Source organism: Sporosarcina sp. P19 (assembly GCF_002743165.1).
In the GTDB taxonomy this organism is placed as follows: domain Bacteria; phylum Bacillota; class Bacilli; order Bacillales_A; family Planococcaceae; genus Sporosarcina; species Sporosarcina ureae.
Map to the genome: position 1 here is coordinate 1 of NZ_PDYR01000017.1, position 17,370 is coordinate 17,370.

Here is a 17,370-nt window from a genome sequence, read left to right on the forward strand (position 1 = left end):
ACACCCGTTCCCATACCGAACACGGAAGTTAAGCTCTTCAGCGCCGATGGTAGTTGGGGGTTTCCCCCTGTGAGAGTAGGACGTTGCTAGGCACGCGAAGCCATTCCCTTTGGGGAGTGGCTTTTTTGTGTTTTATAGTGGAAAGAGATTGAATTGAGGATGATGTATTATGTACTTTACGCACTTATAGATCTGGGTTATTTGCTCTATTGTGCTGCTTAACTGCTCAATGTATCAAGGTTGGTTAGTGCTCTATCGTTCCACTTAACCGCTTAAAGGGTCACGAGAAGCGCTCAATCGCACTGTGTATCCGCTGAAAGAATCACGTCAAACGCTCAATGAATAATAACCACCGCTCTATCAACCCGCTATACCACTTAATAAACCTCATCAACCACTATACCACTCGAGCACCATCCTCCATAACCATCACCAGTATTCTAATATGAAGTAAAACAGGCTAGAGAATTGAAACAATAATAATAGAATCCATGTCATAAAGCCCATGGATTAGATGATAAATATCTCTATTCAATTAGATTGAAGTTGGCTCATTAATCATACGGAATAGTATATATCGTCTTGACTTTCGTAGCGTACAGCAATGGAATGCCCATTGTCTGATTGGAATTTAAGTGCGGTAGTGTCTAGGTCACCAGTAAGTATAGAAAACGAATGTCGATCTTGTTGGGAGGGTAGAAGAGAATAGTGGATAATATCATGGATAAGAGAAGACATTTCTTCGTACGATGTAAAAATATAATACTCATTGACCATATATGCCGGCATACTGCTCATCTCCTAATATAAATAGAATGAAGACACGAGCGACGGGAAAGGAAAAGTAAATAATTATCTATTCAGCAAGTACTAGAGCGTTGACTTCAAAGTATAAAGCCCGAAGTATACTATATGAATCAACAACTATACATGTGAATAGAAAAATCATTCTACAGTTATTATATAGTAGGTTTATATAAAATACTATTGAGTATTGTCGGAAAAATTAAAATGGTAAAATAGATTATTTTTTTAAATTGTACATAGTTTGCATGAATGCTAACAATGCATTTTTATCTGTGTCAGATAACCTTATACCGTTGAAGGATATTTGTTCTTGCAATAAATTCTCTAGTTCAAGTTCTTTAGACGGCTTATTATTTTTAGATGAAGAGATAGCTTGATCTACTGTTCCATTAGGCAGGTAACCTGCCAATATTAATAACTCATTTTTATCTGCTTCTAACGCTGCTGCTAGTGCACAAATCGTTTCACGAGAAGGGTTGTATCTACCTTTTTCCAATGAAGCGATGAAAGAGTAGCTTAGATCAGCTAGGTCTGCCAAATAACGTAAAGTCATTTGTCTCTGTTCACGTAATTTTCGTAGGCGTTTTCCAAATTCGTTCAAATAGATCCTCTCCTTAGCCATTTGTAATTTAATATTGAAGAGTATGTACTACTATCATAACCTATTTATTGATAAATAACAGAAAATACTGGTATGAATATTTTTAGGTAAAAAGACTTCACTTGAGAATGCACAAAACGTTGAAAAAAATAAATTTGAAAGACTATACTACCAAAAAAAACTAAGTAGAAAAGAAGTTGAATAATTCACTACTAACAAACCGTATTTTATGCTATATAACCATTTTACACAATTTCTATATGTACTTCTATACTCCATGTCCCTCAGTTTAATAATTTATAGAGTAATATCCAACATATTAACCGAAATAAAAGAATAACAAACTTCTCTGTTCATTTCATACTACTATAATTGGTGCAATTAACTAATAAATGTGTTGACAAAAAGTACAAAACAACATATTATGTGTTGTAAGGCTGAACAAAAGTTTTTTTGCTCAATTTGTTTAGAAAAACAACACATAATGAATTACTGGAGAGGGGGTAATAAATAACCTTATTAAAATTGAAAACAACCTTGTACTATGTGAATGTCTATTCTTACATCCATCTGAATGTACTAAGTTCACAGTTCAGTTCCAATGAAGAGCTAGTGGTCTAAGGCATGAACGATAGGTATTGCAATGAAAAGATAGTTATAAGATCTGTAACATAAATCAAATGTACTAATAAAATATTATATTAGCAGCTCTGAATTTCCTATTAATATGAGTCGATTAGTATACTTCCTACAAACTCTGAACTATATATTCAAGTCTTACGTATAAAAGTATCAAAATGATGATGATACGGAAAGTGTAGGTGTTGAGAATGCGTTATGAAAATTGGAAATCTCATAGGCTTAGCAAATTAAAATCTACTTCGCTACTGTTACTTCTCAGTTCCTTATTAGTGGTAGGAGGATGTTCACCATTGTTTGGGGGTGAAAAGAGCGGTGAATCAGCAGCGGTTGCGCTAGCCAGTGAAAAGATAGATCCATATGTGGGTGAGAAAAGTGAAGTTCTTTCTTATGTATGGACTACTAGGAAGGAATTATCTCTTACATTTAACGGAATGGCTGGCAAAAAGACGATGGTTTCACTTTTGGATGCACTAGAGCAAAACAATATTTCAGCCACATTCTTTTTGCCGGGCATTCGGGTAGCAGAAGAGCCTGAAATCGCCAAAATGATTTTGGATCGTGGCCATGAAATTGAAAACAACACATTAAATCAAAAGGACCTTCGGAATATAAGTTATGAGCAACTGTATAGAGAAGTCAAGCTCAGTAATGAAGTAATTCAGAAGGAAACCGGTATAACACCTCGTTATGTCAGAACGAGATCAGGTGAATACAATGAGGATCTTCAAGCCATAACAGCACAGCTTGGCATGGATGCGGTTATCAATTACACGATCAACCCACGGGAAGGGGATATGCAGAGTGCTAAATCAATCGGCGAATATATTGAAAGGTATATAACACGCGGGTCGATCATTTCCATGCATACGGATATTAATCCTGAGGTTGTTGGTGCTATTCCGTATATCGCGAAAGCCGTTGAAAAAATAGGCTATAAATTAATTCCACTAAAAGAACTAGTTGATAGAGGTACTAAGCGTAAGCCACTTGAACAAATCACAGGCTATGATGAAATTAAAATTAATCCAAATTATAGAGATGTTAAACCAAATATCTTCTACGATGCTCCTACAGAAGAAAAAGTGATCGCGCTGACATTTGACGACTGGGCAAGCGATTACACAGTAACAAAGATTCTCGATATTTTGAAAGAGGAGAAAGTGCCTTCCACGTTCTTCTTGATTGGTAAAGGTGTAGAGAAGAACCCAAACTTAGCACGCGCTATTTATGAGCAAGGCCATGAAGTTGCAAGTCACTCTTACGGCCATGAGGTAGTAACAGGGATGACACCTGAAGAACTACAAGAGGATTTGGTTAAAGCGCATAAAGTGATTACAGAAGCGATTCAAGCGAAACCGACTATGCTGTTCCGTCCTGCTACTGGTGAAATAGATGAAAATACAGCGAAAATTGCAATGGCGACAGGTTATAAAAGCATTGCATTATACGATGTCACACCATTTGACTGGGATACAGCAAACGATGCCGATGAAATTGTCAAACGTATTGTCAACAAACGGGGAGATGGAAGTGTCATTGTACTTCACATCTTGGATGGCACGCAGACGATTGAAGCCCTTCCTGAAGTTATCCATACATTACGCGAACAAGGCTACACATTTAAACACATGACAGAATTAATGCGAATGAAGAATAACTAAAAGATGGAGATGGTATGAATGGCCAATTCATTATACGAGCAAATCATGTATAAACAAGAAATCATTGCAGTCGTTGGTTTAGGTTACGTCGGACTGCCAGTAGCTATCGCTTTTTCTGAAGTGGCAGATGTAATAGGATTCGATGTCAGTGAAAAGAAGATTGATCAGTTACTTGCTGGAATTGACGTAACAGGTGATGTTGGAGATGAACGAGTCCGTGATACGAGCATGTTATTTACATCAAATGAAAAGGACTTGCAAGACGCCAAGTTTTTCGTCGTGGCAGTTCCAACACCTATTCAGGCTGGAAATCTTCCCGACTTGAAAGCTCTTCAGTTGGCCAGCCAGGTGGTAGGACGAAATATGAGGAAGGGATCAGTCGTAGTCTATGAGTCAACTGTATATCCCGGAGTTACAGAGGAAGTGTGCATACTTGAACTTGAAGCTGCATCCAACCTGAAATTTGGTACGGATTTCACAGTAGGATATTCACCAGAGCGCATAAATCCAGGCGATCAAGTCCATCGACTTGAAAACATTATTAAAATTGTCTCTGGCAGTGATGAGGAAACACTAAATACTGTAGCAAGTGTATATGAAATGATTATAGACGCTGGCGTATATCGTGCGGAATGCATCAAAGTAGCGGAAGCTGCAAAAGTTATCGAAAATGCACAGCGGGATATTAACATCGCTTTTATGAATGAACTCTCCATGTTGTTCAATCAAATGAAAATCGATACGCAGGCGGTATTGCGTGCAGCAAAAACGAAGTGGAACTTCCTACCGTTTTCTCCCGGATTAGTAGGCGGTCACTGCATAGGAATCGATCCTTATTATTTAACGTATAAAGCAGAGGACTGCGGATATCGATCTAAAATACTACTAGCAGGGCGCCATATCAATGATTCTATGGCTGCGTATATTTCCCAGCAAATTCTCAAGACTCTTGTACAGCAGAAAGTGAATATGAATACTATCAGGGTAGGTGTACTAGGTCTTACTTTTAAAGAAGATTGTCCTGACTTCCGTAACACAAAAGTACTCGATATTATCAAGGAATTAAAGGAGTACGGAATCGAACCAATTGTCGCAGATCCATTGGCGGATCCCCAGGCGGTCAAAGAACAATGTGACATCACGCTTGTCTCCATTGATGAATTCAAAGACTTGCACGCAGTGATCGTGGCAGTACCACATGAAATATACAGGGGGCTAATGTTGGTAGATTTTCAACAAATGTTCAAAACAGAATCTACTCAATTATTGGTAGATATAAAAGGTGTCTTTAATAAAAAACAATTTGAAGACCAGAATATTCGGTATTGGAGTCTATAAGAAAGGTGTGGAATTATGGTGAAAGAAAAATCTAATGCCAAAACAACAGGTAGATACACTAGTGAATCGACCCTTCTTCCAAACATTCCAATACTGCAGAGAGGTGAAGAAGGAGAAATAATCCAAACAAATCGACTGTTGAAGGATTCCTACTCATGTGATTTCAACGTAATAATGAAAAATGAAAAAGTCGGTAGCAAAATGAAAATGAAAGCTATTGAAATATCCAAAAAAGAGCTGATTGTGGACTTCGACTCGTCCATGAATTCACTGAAGGCCGGCGATGTCGTAAACTTACGTTTTAAAATACCTAAAGGAACGATGGAGGAAGAATACGAGTCGACGGTGAGAATTCGAGGAACAGTTAGTTGGCGGGAAGTGAAGATGCCGAATGACAAAATCACTTGGAAGCTGGTCTTCAAATTCTTTCAGTCACTGGATTCTTACTTCCAGCGAGTAAAGTGGAGATTTATTACTACCTTCACACTTGCCAGTCTTTTACTTGTCTCATTCTTTATTGTATTAATGCGCTTTGAAAGTCTAGTCTATTTCAAGTTTAATAAGTTCATTTATTTCTATAGTCTGATTGCAGCTACATTTTTGCTAACCCGGTATATATTTGGTGCTTTCTATAGGAATGTACCAATTAACTCTACTTATCGTCCAGGTGTTTCTGTTATTATTCCGGTTTTTAATGAAGAAGAGTGGATCCAAAAAACGATATACGGTTGTCTGAATCAAAACTATCCAATCGATAAACTAGAAGTAATCGTCGTCGATGATCAGTCTACGGATCTCACGGTAGAAAATATTTGGAAGGCAGTAGAAAAGTTAGAAAGTGAAGACGAAGTATACAGAATTAAAGAACGCTTACATGTCTACGTGATGCCGAAAAATGGTGGGAAACGGAAGGCATTAGTAGATGGTGTCGCAATGGCCAAGCATGATCTAGTCGTTTTTGTCGATTCGGATAGTATCTTGAAACCTAATGCTATTTTGAATTTAGTCCAGCCGTTTCAAGATCCTAAAATGGGGGGAGTCGCAGGGAGGACAGATGTTGAAAATAAATATACAAACAGTATTACTAAATTACAAGTCGTACGTTATTACATTGCTTTCCGCGTCATGAAAGCAGCCGAATCATACTTTGACTGTGTCACTTGTTTATCGGGTCCACTGTCTTGCTATAGAAAGTCTTTGATTATCAAGAACCAAGAGAATTGGCTAAATCAAACTTTCTTAGGACAGCCAGCAACATTTGGTGATGACCGCAGTATGACCAACTATATTCTACAAACACACCGCACGGCATACCAAGATAAGGCAATTTGTTCAACAGTTGTACCTGATAAATTTGGTGTGTTTTTAAATCAGCAAATGCGCTGGAAACGCTCTTGGTTGCGTGAATCACTACGAGCAGGAACATTTATTTGGAAGAAGGAAGTATTGATGGCTCTGTTCTTTTATGTGGGTCTGATTGTACCAATTGCAGCACCGGTTGTCGTACTATACAACTTAGTCTATGTGCCGCTGTTTCATGGAATAGTCCCCACAACTTTCCTGATGGGACTATTTCTTATGGCCTTTATGCTGAGCGCCACCTACTTGTTCTTTAAGAAAAGCAGTCTATGGGTCTTCGGATTTGTCTTTGTTTTGATGTATGAGGCTGTTCTTTTGTGGCAGATGCCTATTGCATGGGTGACATTCTGGAAGTCAACTTGGGGAACGCGCGATACACCACAGGATATTGAAGCGCGTGAGAAGAAGTTGGGGAAGAAGCAGAAAAAGGATCCTCTAACTATCAAATCATAACTATATGAATTTGTAGACAAGGAGAATGACATATGAAACGAAACAGTAATGAAATATTAGATTATGAAAAGAAGAATCGACGGAAAGTCAGACGATCAATTTTTCAATTGTGTATTTTATTGGTTATTGTTTTCCTTGTGTTCCAAACGTTTGTCGAAATGAATCGTTATGATACATCAGACACTAAAGAGTGGAAGAACAAGCGAGGTTTTATTGCTCTTTCGTATCCAGGAGTATCAAGGGATGGGTCAGACTCTCTATTTGCCAAAAAACAATTGCAACAACAACTGGAAGCATTGATGGAACAAGGATACGAGACAATCTCTCAACAAGATATTTTGAATTTCTACAATAACAAGAAACCGTTGCCTGAAAAAGCATTGTTCCTTGCCTTCGAAGATGGACGTACGGATACGAGTGTATTCGTCAACCCACTGTTGAAGAAGTATAACTACAAAGCGACATTGCTCTCTTTTGCCAACAAATTAGACGAGAACGATAAGCGTTTTCTTCAACCTTCACATCTAAAACAGATGCAAAAAAGTGGCTTTTGGGAATTAGGTAGTAATGGTAACCGTTTAACATACATTAATATCTTCAATAAAGAGGGGACATTCTTGAATATTCGAGATGACGAAGAAATACTGAGTAAAGACGAAATCAATTCGTACAATCACTTTTCAATGGACTTCATTCGCGATCAGAACTTGATTCCGAGTGAGAACCGAGTGGAAATGGAGAAGCGCATTACAAATGACTATGAAGAGATGCGCAATGTTTATCAAAAACAAATGGGTACTATGCCTGGCGTCTACATGATTATGCATGCAAATGGTCTGTATAATACAGCAAATAAATTGGTTACAGAAGTCAATGACAAAGAGATTAGAAAGACATTTGATATGCACTTCAATCAAGAAGGGGATGCATACAACACAAGAGATAAAGAACTATATAACCTAAGCCGCGTGCAGCCAAAGACATCTTGGTCAACGAATCATTTACTCATGAAGATTCTAAGTGATACAAATCAAAAGGTAGATTTCGTGAAAGGTAATGAGAAACAAGCCAAACAGTGGAAGACAATTGAAAGCGCAGCGGAGTTTCATGATAATACAATCACTCTTACTTCAAAAGCAAAAAAGCATGGAAAATTGGTACTGACAGAAAGTACTAACAAGGATATACAGTTCACAGGAAAAGTGGGAGGTACTGCTGAAGGCCAACAATCCATATACTTACGACGTAGTGATAATGGCAATTCATATGTAAAAATTGCATTTGAAAACGATCAACTAGTGATTGAAGAAAAGGTGGCAGGGCAGTTGAAAGAGTTACTTGAAACAAAGCCGATTCCGAAAGCCACAATGGAGCAAATAACGGATCAAGATAAAACTGCCTCAGAAAAAGCACAACGACAAAAAATATTTAATGAAAAGAAATTTAAAATTGAACTTCAAGATAATAAATTAAACATCTGGCTGAATGATAGAAAGGTCGTCAATAAGCTAGTCGTCAATCGAGAGATTCAAGCTGGAAAACTAGCACTAGGTTCTACATGGATACCAGGAGAATTTAATGATCCAATTCATGATGCACAGTTCAGTGATGTGACGATTGCTTCCTTGGCTAACAGTGATGTTGCGCAGACGATATTATTTACAAATGAAATACAAAAGCCACAGCAACTAATGTATACGTTTGTTGGATCAATTAAGTCGGCAATGAACTGGGTAGTTGATAATTTCTAACAACTAGCATGAACTAAAAAAGGCGGAGATTTCATTGCTTACTAATAAAAAAATATTACTCATTGTAATTTCCTGTTTCTTTGTTAGTGGATGCCAGGAAAAAAAGCAGCAAACTATGGATGTATCAGTTCTAGATGAATTGGTATTTTCAGCTTGGGTGACGGAATGGCAATGGCAAAGTGGTGTGGAAGACCTCCGACAAGTTCAAGGTGTAGATAGGGCACAGGTTTTTGCAGCCTATTTTGATGAAGAGGATCACGTGTACTTGCGAGACAAAATGGACGATGCTATTGACGCTATGAAGAAACTATCAAAGGAACGTAATATACCTCTCGATTTAACGATTGTAAATGATCAGTTTCTACCTGATGGAACAGTCGTGCACAAAGATTCTGAGTTAATTGGACGCTTGGTAGAAACACCAGAAAGTCGCAAAAGACATATTGATAATATTTTGGATTATATCGATGCCTATCAATTTGAGGGTCTAGAAATAGACTATGAAAATATAAGTAAAGAAGACCTACCCAACTTGCTTCAATTTTATAAAGAGCTATATGACGTCCTTCAAGCACAAGGAAAACCGTTACGCATTCTATTGGAACCAAATTTACACGTGGAACAATATAATTTTCCGGTAGGACCAGTCTACGTCATGATGGCATATAATTTATATGGGGGCCATTCGGAGCCAGGTCCGAAAGCAGATGACGAATTCATCCGAAAAGTAGTGAATAAAATGAAAACTCTACCTGGGCAGCCGGTTATCGCCCTATCAACTGGCGGTTTTAGTTGGCTGCACGGAAGAGATGAGATGAAAACCCTCACTGAATCAGAGGCAGAAGATCTTGCTGAGAAAAATAAAGTTATACCTATGCGAGATCCATCCAGTGGCGGTATGTACTTTAATTACCAAGATAAACATGGTGAAATGTTCACTGTTTGGTACGGAGATCAGCAGACTTTGTACCAATGGATGAAAATTGCAGCCGAAGAGGGGCAAATGAGGGTTTCTTTATGGCGAATGGGTGGAATGGAAACATCCACATTGGAATTCCTGAATAAAGCAGTCAATTACAAAGCGAGAGTGAGAGGAGAAAACGGGATGTTTGCCAATCATATAAAAGAACTCAGGAAAGAAATGAACCTGACGCAGGCTGAACTGGCTGAGCGGGTAGGCATCGGGCGTACAGCATTATCCAAAATAGAGAATGGAGCTTACTATCCAAGCGCTAAAACAATGAAGAAAATTTCAGATGTGCTTAATAAACCAATCGGAGAAATATTTTTTAATACAAATATTTCGTGAGGATACACAGATCGCTATGAATGCTTTAACAAAAGATATGTGGAGCAAATTTTCAAGCACCATATATCTTTTATTATGGCGGCATCGATCCTAGATACAACGAATCAAAGAATATACGACACATTTCTAGTGAATTAGGAAAGTCTCGTTCGCTTGAAGAATCTGAAGGGATTTTTTTATCGAGAGTGATATAGAAGGAGATATACATTATCACTATCCTTCCTTGTCGCTGTCGTGTTACAAGCAATATTACAGAAAACACATTCAGAGAAGCCTGTAGTAGTACTACATAAAAAATAACCGAAATACACTTATAGCAATTACAGCTGTAAGGATGGGTTCATACAAATAGCGATTCTCCTTTACTCAGGAGTGTCGCTTTTTGCTATACTGAATGAAAGTAAAGGAGTGCGTAATAGATGAAGTATCAAGATCGTCCACTTGTGCAAGCTTTGCAGAATTTCCATGACCGGAGTCCGGTGTCATTCCATGTGCCTGGACATAAAGGTGGTGCATTATCCGATTTGCCGGTTGCTGTGCGTCAAGCCCTTGCATATGATTTGACGGAACTGACAGGACTAGATGACTTGCATGAAGCGACAGGAGCGATTAAAGAAGCAGAAGACAAGTTGGCATGTCTTTATGGAAGTGAACGGAGTTTCTTTCTGGTGAATGGTTCGACTGTAGGAAACCTGGCTATGCTGTATGCAACCGTTCAGCCCGGAGACTTGGTAATGGTACAACGTAATGCACATAAATCTATATTCAATGCACTGGAACTGACAGGTGCGAATCCAGTGTTTCTATCGCCAGATTGGGATGAACAGACGCAAACCGCTGGAACGGTTTCCTTGAAGACTGTAAAAGAAGCACTTGCACAGTATCCCGACGTAAAAGCAGCCGTTTTTACCACGCCTACTTATTACGGAATAATAAATAGAGATCTTAGACAGATTATAGAAGTATGTCATAGCTATAGTATACCGATTCTCGTTGATGAAGCGCATGGAGCACACTTTATAGTGCATGATGCATTTCCAAAGAGTGCACTTGAACTCGGAGCAGATCTGGTCGTTCAGTCTGCGCATAAAACATTACCGGCGATGACGATGGCATCATTTTTACATATACGTTCAAAATTTGTAAAGGTAGAAAGAGTAGCACATTACCTCCAAATGTTACAGTCAAGCAGCCCATCTTATTTAATGATGGCATCTTTGGATGATGCAAGGTATTATGCAGAGACGTATGATGAAAAAGACTATGAAAGTTTTCGAATATACAGAAATAATTTAATTCAAGGTCTATGCAACATAGCGCGCGTTGAAGTAGTGAAGACAGACGATCAACTGAAGTTGCTCATACGCGCAGCAGGTCATACGGGATACGTCTTGCAAGAGGCATTGGAGCAGCAGGGCATTTATCCTGAGTTGGCGGATCTATACCAAGTGTTGCTTGTACTACCTTTGTTGAAAGCAGGGGATGAAGAAAGCTGCGTTGACCTGGTGGATCAATTTAAGGTAGCGATGGACTGCTTAGCAGAGAAAGAAACTACTTCAATGCGGTTCAACAACTTTACGTCAAACAGTTCTCCATCATCGGTAGTATATACAGCAAACCAGCTTCATACGATGGATATGGAATGGGTAAGTATGCAGAGCGCAATTGGAAAAGTGGCAGCGGCCGCAATTATTCCGTACCCGCCAGGTATTCCACTTTTATGTGCTGGAGAGCGTATTAACCAAGAACACATGGTACAAATATACGATCTATTAATGGCCGGTTGTAGATTTCAAGGAGCCATCAATCGAGAGATGAAACAAATAAAAGTAGTTATTGAATAGATAGGGGAAAAGAAGATGACAGGATTATTCATTAGTTTTGAAGGGCCGGAAGGGGCTGGTAAAACTACCGTATTGCAAAAAGTAGCAGAGCGCTTAAAGGCACATGGAGAAGATGTGGTCATGACACGAGAACCGGGTGGAATTCCTATTGCAGAAAAAATTCGAGAAGTCATCTTGGATTCAACTCACAGTGCGATGGACGGCAAGACGGAAGCGTTGCTGTATGCGGCTGCGCGTAGACAACATTTAGTAGAGAAAATTATACCTGCTCTGAAACAAAATAAAATTGTATTATGTGATCGTTTTATTGACAGTTCATTAGCATATCAAGGGTTTGCACGTGGACTAGGCATAGATGAAGTACTAGCAATCAACTTGTTCGCGATTGAGGAATATATGCCCGATTGCACAATATTCTTCGATGTGCCACCTGAAGTAGGATTAACTCGGATATGGAAAGACAAAGATCGTGAACAGAACCGTCTGGATTTGGAAACGCTGGAGTTTCATGAGAAAGTGTACAAAGGCTATCAGGAAGTGATACTAGGAAATGAAGGGCGAATCCAGGTGGTGGATGCACAACTATTACCAGCACAAGTAATTGAAAATGTTTGGCAAATTGTAAGTTCAGAAGTCAACTTACATAAGAATCCATGATATAATAAAGAAGAAATATATTTTTTTAAAGAAATCGGAAAAGGGGAGAGTACTTTGAAACTGATTGTAGCAGTGGTACAGGACCAGGATAGTAACCGATTATCTTCTGCATTGACTAAAAGTGATTTTCGGAATACAAAATTAGCCAGTACAGGTGGATTTCTTCGCGCAGGTAACACAACGTTTCTAATGGGTGTGGAGGATGAGTTAGTCTCCAAGGCATTGGATTTAATTCGTGATAATTGTCGTTCTCGCGATCAAATGGTCGCACCAGTTTCACCAATGGGTGGTAATGCTGATGAAAGTCAATGGTGAATACCGTACAGGATTGGATAAGTTACCTCCTGATCCCCTTCGGCATACACAAGGTAATGCCAAATTTGGACAAATGGTAGAAAAACAAGGATTGCGTCTGCAAGGAGAACAGATTACACGGTTGTTTGGGGACATCTCAAGTGCCGGGGATCGACTCGCAAGATCTCGGAATTTACGTGATATGGCGAAGTACAAGATGCTAATCAAACGTTTCTTGAAAGAAGCAGTAGATTCAGGTATTGAGTTAACACAATCTCATACATGGAACCAATTCGGTGAAGGTCGCCGGTTGAATCTTGTCCAAACAATAGATGAAAAACTAATCGCGTTGACGGAAGCGCTGTTGGATGAAGAAGAATCATCCATTGATTTACTTGCCAAAATAGGTGAAATCAAAGGTCTTCTTGTCAATTTATATACGTGATCCCGTGCCGCAATCATATGTAGCACGGGGTTTTTTGCAACATCTTTACCAACTAAGGAGGGGCTTGCATGTCACAGAAGTTGCACGACCATGCATTGCAGTCTCAGAAGCAAGTTATTGATAGACTAACTATGATTCACAAAAGACAGCGTATTGGACATGCCTATATATTTGATGGTTCAAATGGTGCAGGAAAAGAAGCGGTTGCGCAATATTTTACGAAATTATTATTATGTATGGATCCAAAAGAAAATGTTCCATGTGAAACATGTCACTCGTGTAAACGTATAGAATCGGGTAATCATCCAAATGTAGTACTAATCAGACCCGATGGACAGGACATCAAAAAGGATCAAATGTCTGAGTTGATTATGAAAATGACGAAAAAAGGATATGAAGAAGGACGGAAAGTATATGTGATTGTGAATGCGGAAAGAATGAATTCTTCAGCAGCCAATACATTGCTGAAGTTTCTAGAAGAACCTGAAGGAAACGTCACAGCTATTTTGCTTACAAACTCCTATCCATCGATATTGCCGACAATTCAATCACGTTGTCAGCGGATTTCACTACAGTCGATGAATCGTCAAAACAGTATTGAAAGTCTCGTAGAAAAAGGAGTTACAGCCTCTATGGCATCCACTGTAACGATGATGACAGCAAATGTCGATGCGGCTTATGAAATGGCTCAAGAAGATTCCTTTGTACAGAGACGGAGATTAGTGTTAAAATTAGTAGAGGCAATTGAACAGCGAACTCCAGGTGAGGCATTGTTGTTCATTCAGACAGATTGGATGCCTTTTATGAAGGAGAAAAGTGATTGTGAACAAGGACTCGATTTACTTCTCTTTGCATACCGTGATATTGTGGCGGTCAAAGCAGGGTTGCAGTCGACTATATCCTATCCCGATCAATTGGAAGTCTTCACAGGACATTCTGTCAAAAATACTTATAGCAGTTTAACTGTTAAAATAGATGCCGTCTTGCAGGCGAAAAAACGATTGCATCAAAATATGAATCGTACGCTTTTACTAGAACAATTGGTGCTTACTATGCAGGAGGGGTTATTGTTTGTTTAAAGTCGTAGGCGTCCGCTTTAAAAAAGCGGGAAAGTTATATTATTTTGACCCATTGGATATGCCGATTGAAATTGGCGACTATGTTATTGTGGAAACCGCAAGAGGCGTCGAGTACGGTAAAGTAGCCAGTCGAAGTAATGAGATAGATGATGAAGATGTCGTCTTGCCACTGAAAAAGATCATTCGTCTTGCAGATGAGGGTGATCGTGAACGTGTGAAAGAAAATGAGCAAGAAGCAAATGAAGCATTTGATGTCTGCGTAGAAAAAATTACAGAACATCAATTGGATATGCGTTTAGTAGATGTAGAATATACATTTGACCGAAATAAAATTGTGTTTTACTTCACTGCTGAAGGTCGCGTGGACTTTCGTAATCTAGTGAAGGATCTTGCCGCCATTTTCCGGACGAGAATTGAATTGCGCCAAATTGGTGTACGAGATGAGGCGAAAATGCTAGGCGGTATTGGACCGTGTGGTAGAATGCTTTGCTGTTCAACATTTTTAGGTGATTTTGAGCCTGTATCCATTAAGATGGCAAAAGATCAAAACCTTTCGCTGAACCCATCGAAGATTTCCGGTCTATGCGGTCGCTTGATGTGTTGTCTGAAGTATGAAAATGACGCATATGAAGAAGCAAAAGCGTTAATGCCTGATCTTGGTAAACAAGTAATTACACAAGATGGAGTAGGAAAAGTAGTCGGACTGAACTTATTGGAGCGTGTGCTTCAAGTGAATATACCAGCATTTGAACGAGTAGTAGAATATGCGTGGAGCGAGATTGAGGACTTACAGAAAGAAACAGCTCAATTGACTAAATGATGAGGTGGAACAGTTGAAAGAAGTGAACTTTCTTGACAGGGTAATGGAGTTTGAACAACAGTTGGATTCTATGCAAAAACAATTCAGGGAACTCATTGGATTTGTTGCAAAGATGACTGAAGAAAACCACTCGCTTCGTCTGGAAAACCATCATCTGCGAACGCGACTCGATGAAATCGATAAGATTACACAAGAAATAGAAGAGGCCGCGCGTGATGAACGTCCAAAGAAGCTTGATGTGGGCGAAGGCGTAGACAATCTGGCTCGCTTGTACAATGAAGGTTTTCATGTGTGCAATGTACACTACGGCAGTAGCCGTAAAGGTGAAGATTGTCTATTCTGCCTGTCATTCTTAAATAAACAGAACGGTTGAGAGGTCAATTCCTATTTTTAGGTATTGGCTTTTTCTTTTGAATGAAGGAGTGTAGATTGTGAACCTACAAAGTGATGAACGACTGGATTATTTATTAGCAGAGGACTTGCGCATCATTCAAAGTCCTTCTGTTTTTTCCTTTTCATTAGATGCAGTGCTGTTGGCGCGTTTTGCCTATATGCCGTTCCGTGGTGGAAAGATTGTAGATTTGTGTACGGGTAATGGTGTAATACCTTTGTTCTTGAGTGCTCGTACAAAAGGCGAAATCATTGGTATTGAATTACAAGAACGCTTAGCGGATATGGCGCAGAGAAGTATAGCGCTTAACGGTCTAGAACAACAGATTACGATTGAAAATGAGAACGTCATAGGTATTGCGAAAAAAATTGGTTATGAGTTGTATGATGCCGTTACATGCAATCCGCCTTATTTCCCGGCAAATGAAGCAAGTGCTAGAAATAAAAGTGAGTATTATACGATTGCTAGGCATGAAGTGGAGCTGACATTGGATCAAGCGGTGAAGTCTGCAAGTGAGTTGTTGAAACAAGGTGGAAAAGCAGCGTTTGTTCACCGTCCCGGTAGACTTCTCGACATCATTACATCGATGAGGCAGTATCGTCTAGAGCCAAAGCGCATTCGTTTCGTCTATCCGAAAGAAGGAAAAGAAGCGAATACACTATTAATCGAAGCCATTAAGGATGGAAAACCTGATCTGAAAATCCTACCTCCTTTATATGTCTACCGCGAAAATGGGGAGTATACAGAAGAAGTGAGGCAGTTATTGTATGGAGCAGAATGAACACTTCTTCTATGTTCTGACATGTAATGATGGATCATATTATGCTGGATATACAAATGATTTAGAACGCCGCTTGCGTGTACATAATGAAGGAAAAGGTGCAAAGTATACGAGAGGGCGCCTACCTGTAAAATATATTTATCAAGAATCATTTGAAACGCAGCGACAAGCGATGCAAGCAGAATATCAGTTTAAACAATTAACCCGAAAAGAAAAAGAACAATATATTAAAAAGGAGCGGTCCACATGATTACGTCACAAAAGAGTGCCGAAGCAACAAAGTTCGGGAAGTTGTTCATTGTAGGCACACCAATCGGCAACCTCGAAGACATGACATTCCGTGCAGTCCGCATCTTACAGGAAGCAGATTATATTGCGGCCGAGGATACGCGTAATACGATCAAATTATGTAATCATTTTGAGATTACTACACAATTGATCAGCTATCACGAACATAATACACGTGTGGCGGGAGAAAGAATTATAGAACTCCTTCAAGATGGGAAAGATATTGCTATTGTCAGTGATGCAGGAATGCCATGTATTTCAGACCCCGGTGCAGACCTTGTGGAACTAGCGATTGAGCAGGGAATCGCTGTCGTTTCCGTTCCGGGACCGAACGCAGCTATTACAGCATTAGTAGCTTCAGGCATTGCACCACAACCATTTCTGTTTTTTGGGTTTCTATCGCGCCAAAAGAAAGAGCTAAAAACACAGCTGGAGAAATTACAGCGCTATGAAGAAACATTATTATTTTATGAGGCGCCACATCGTTTAAAACAAACATTGCGCAGTCTAGCAGAACAATTTGGGGACGAACGAAAGATTGTGATGGCTCGCGAATTGACGAAACGATTTGAAGAGTTGTTGAGAGGGACAATTGCAGAAGCAGTTGAGTGGGCAGAATCTAATGAAATTAGAGGCGAGTTCTGTTTGGTTGTGGAAGGTAATCAGAATGTGCAACACGAAGTCGCGACTGCTTGGTGGACAGACTTATCGATTAAGGAGCATGTCGAACATGTAATAGAAGAAAAAGAAATTCGTTCGAAAGATGCGATCAAGGAAGTAGCGGATATTCGTGAGTTGAGTAAACGGGATGTTTATCAGGCATATCACGTAGAATAAGACAAAAAATCCT

Annotated in this window: 15 protein-coding genes, 1 rRNA gene and 1 pseudogene; 16 read left to right on the forward strand and 1 reads right to left on the reverse strand. The window is 39.3% G+C overall.

The annotated features are described in order from the left end of the window. Positions 1-92, forward strand: a 5S ribosomal RNA gene (gene rrf, locus CSV74_RS14510); the annotation flags it as partial. A 932-nt stretch (positions 93-1,024) separates the two neighbouring features. On the opposite strand, the gene CSV74_RS14520 is transcribed toward rrf, so the two are convergent. Beyond that, positions 1,025-1,408: a helix-turn-helix domain-containing protein gene (locus tag CSV74_RS14520; RefSeq protein WP_051210609.1), complete on the reverse strand. Its 384-nt coding sequence runs from the start codon at positions 1,406-1,408 to the stop codon at positions 1,025-1,027. A 932-nt stretch (positions 1,409-2,340) separates the two neighbouring features. Between CSV74_RS14520 and CSV74_RS14525 the strand changes: the two genes are divergently transcribed. From CSV74_RS14525 to rsmI, 15 genes and pseudogenes are all read left to right on the forward strand, one after another. Beyond that, positions 2,341-3,711: a polysaccharide deacetylase family protein gene (locus CSV74_RS14525; protein ID WP_233190972.1), complete on the forward strand. Its 1,371-nt coding sequence runs from the start codon at positions 2,341-2,343 to the stop codon at positions 3,709-3,711. A gap of 18 nt (positions 3,712-3,729) precedes the next feature. After that, positions 3,730-5,049, forward strand: coding sequence for a nucleotide sugar dehydrogenase (locus tag CSV74_RS14530; RefSeq protein WP_099692233.1), 1,320 nt, complete (start codon positions 3,730-3,732; stop codon positions 5,047-5,049). Positions 5,050-5,064: 15 nt separating this feature from the next. Then, positions 5,065-6,861: a glycosyltransferase family 2 protein gene (locus CSV74_RS14535; protein ID WP_099692234.1), complete on the forward strand. Its 1,797-nt coding sequence runs from the start codon at positions 5,065-5,067 to the stop codon at positions 6,859-6,861. 32 nt (positions 6,862-6,893) lie between these two features. Further along, on the forward strand, positions 6,894-8,612 hold the full coding sequence (locus CSV74_RS14540; protein WP_099692235.1) for a polysaccharide deacetylase family protein: 1,719 nt from the start codon (positions 6,894-6,896) through the stop codon (positions 8,610-8,612). 34 nt (positions 8,613-8,646) lie between these two features. Continuing rightward, positions 8,647-9,921, forward strand: a complete 1,275-nt coding sequence (locus CSV74_RS14545; protein ID WP_099692236.1) for a helix-turn-helix domain-containing protein — start codon at positions 8,647-8,649, stop codon at positions 9,919-9,921. A 419-nt stretch (positions 9,922-10,340) separates the two neighbouring features. Further along, positions 10,341-11,765: an aminotransferase class I/II-fold pyridoxal phosphate-dependent enzyme gene (locus tag CSV74_RS14550; protein WP_099692237.1), complete on the forward strand. Its 1,425-nt coding sequence runs from the start codon at positions 10,341-10,343 to the stop codon at positions 11,763-11,765. A 15-nt stretch (positions 11,766-11,780) separates the two neighbouring features. Further along, on the forward strand, positions 11,781-12,422 hold the full coding sequence (gene tmk / locus CSV74_RS14555) for a dTMP kinase (protein ID WP_029054848.1): 642 nt from the start codon (positions 11,781-11,783) through the stop codon (positions 12,420-12,422). Positions 12,423-12,476: 54 nt separating this feature from the next. Continuing rightward, positions 12,477-12,722 (forward strand): annotated as a pseudogene (locus CSV74_RS14560) (cyclic-di-AMP receptor); the annotation flags it as partial. Then, a complete protein-coding gene (locus tag CSV74_RS14565; protein WP_029054850.1) occupies positions 12,721-13,161 on the forward strand; it encodes a YaaR family protein in 441 nt (146 codons plus the stop codon). The pseudogene CSV74_RS14560 and the gene CSV74_RS14565, both read left to right, overlap by 2 nt. A 68-nt stretch (positions 13,162-13,229) precedes the next feature. After that, positions 13,230-14,240, forward strand: coding sequence for a DNA polymerase III subunit delta' (gene holB / locus CSV74_RS14570; protein ID WP_099692239.1), 1,011 nt, complete (start codon positions 13,230-13,232; stop codon positions 14,238-14,240). Continuing rightward, complete coding sequence (locus CSV74_RS14575) at positions 14,233-15,060, forward strand: PSP1 domain-containing protein (protein ID WP_029054852.1); 828 nt, start codon at positions 14,233-14,235, stop codon at positions 15,058-15,060. The genes holB and CSV74_RS14575 overlap by 8 nt, the downstream gene beginning before the upstream one ends. Positions 15,061-15,073: 13 nt before the next feature. Continuing rightward, a complete protein-coding gene (yabA, locus tag CSV74_RS14580; protein ID WP_029054853.1) occupies positions 15,074-15,433 on the forward strand; it encodes a DNA replication initiation control protein YabA in 360 nt (119 codons plus the stop codon). 55 nt (positions 15,434-15,488) lie between these two features. After that, entirely contained in the window at positions 15,489-16,232 is a 744-nt protein-coding gene (locus CSV74_RS14585; protein ID WP_099692240.1) for a tRNA1(Val) (adenine(37)-N6)-methyltransferase, read from the forward strand. Continuing rightward, positions 16,219-16,482: a GIY-YIG nuclease family protein gene (locus tag CSV74_RS14590; RefSeq protein ID WP_029054855.1), complete on the forward strand. Its 264-nt coding sequence runs from the start codon at positions 16,219-16,221 to the stop codon at positions 16,480-16,482. Before CSV74_RS14585 ends, CSV74_RS14590 begins: the two co-directional genes overlap by 14 nt. Next, on the forward strand, positions 16,482-17,357 hold the full coding sequence (gene rsmI, locus CSV74_RS14595; protein WP_099692266.1) for a 16S rRNA (cytidine(1402)-2'-O)-methyltransferase: 876 nt from the start codon (positions 16,482-16,484) through the stop codon (positions 17,355-17,357). The genes CSV74_RS14590 and rsmI overlap by 1 nt, the downstream gene beginning before the upstream one ends. Positions 17,358-17,370 lie beyond the last annotated feature (13 nt).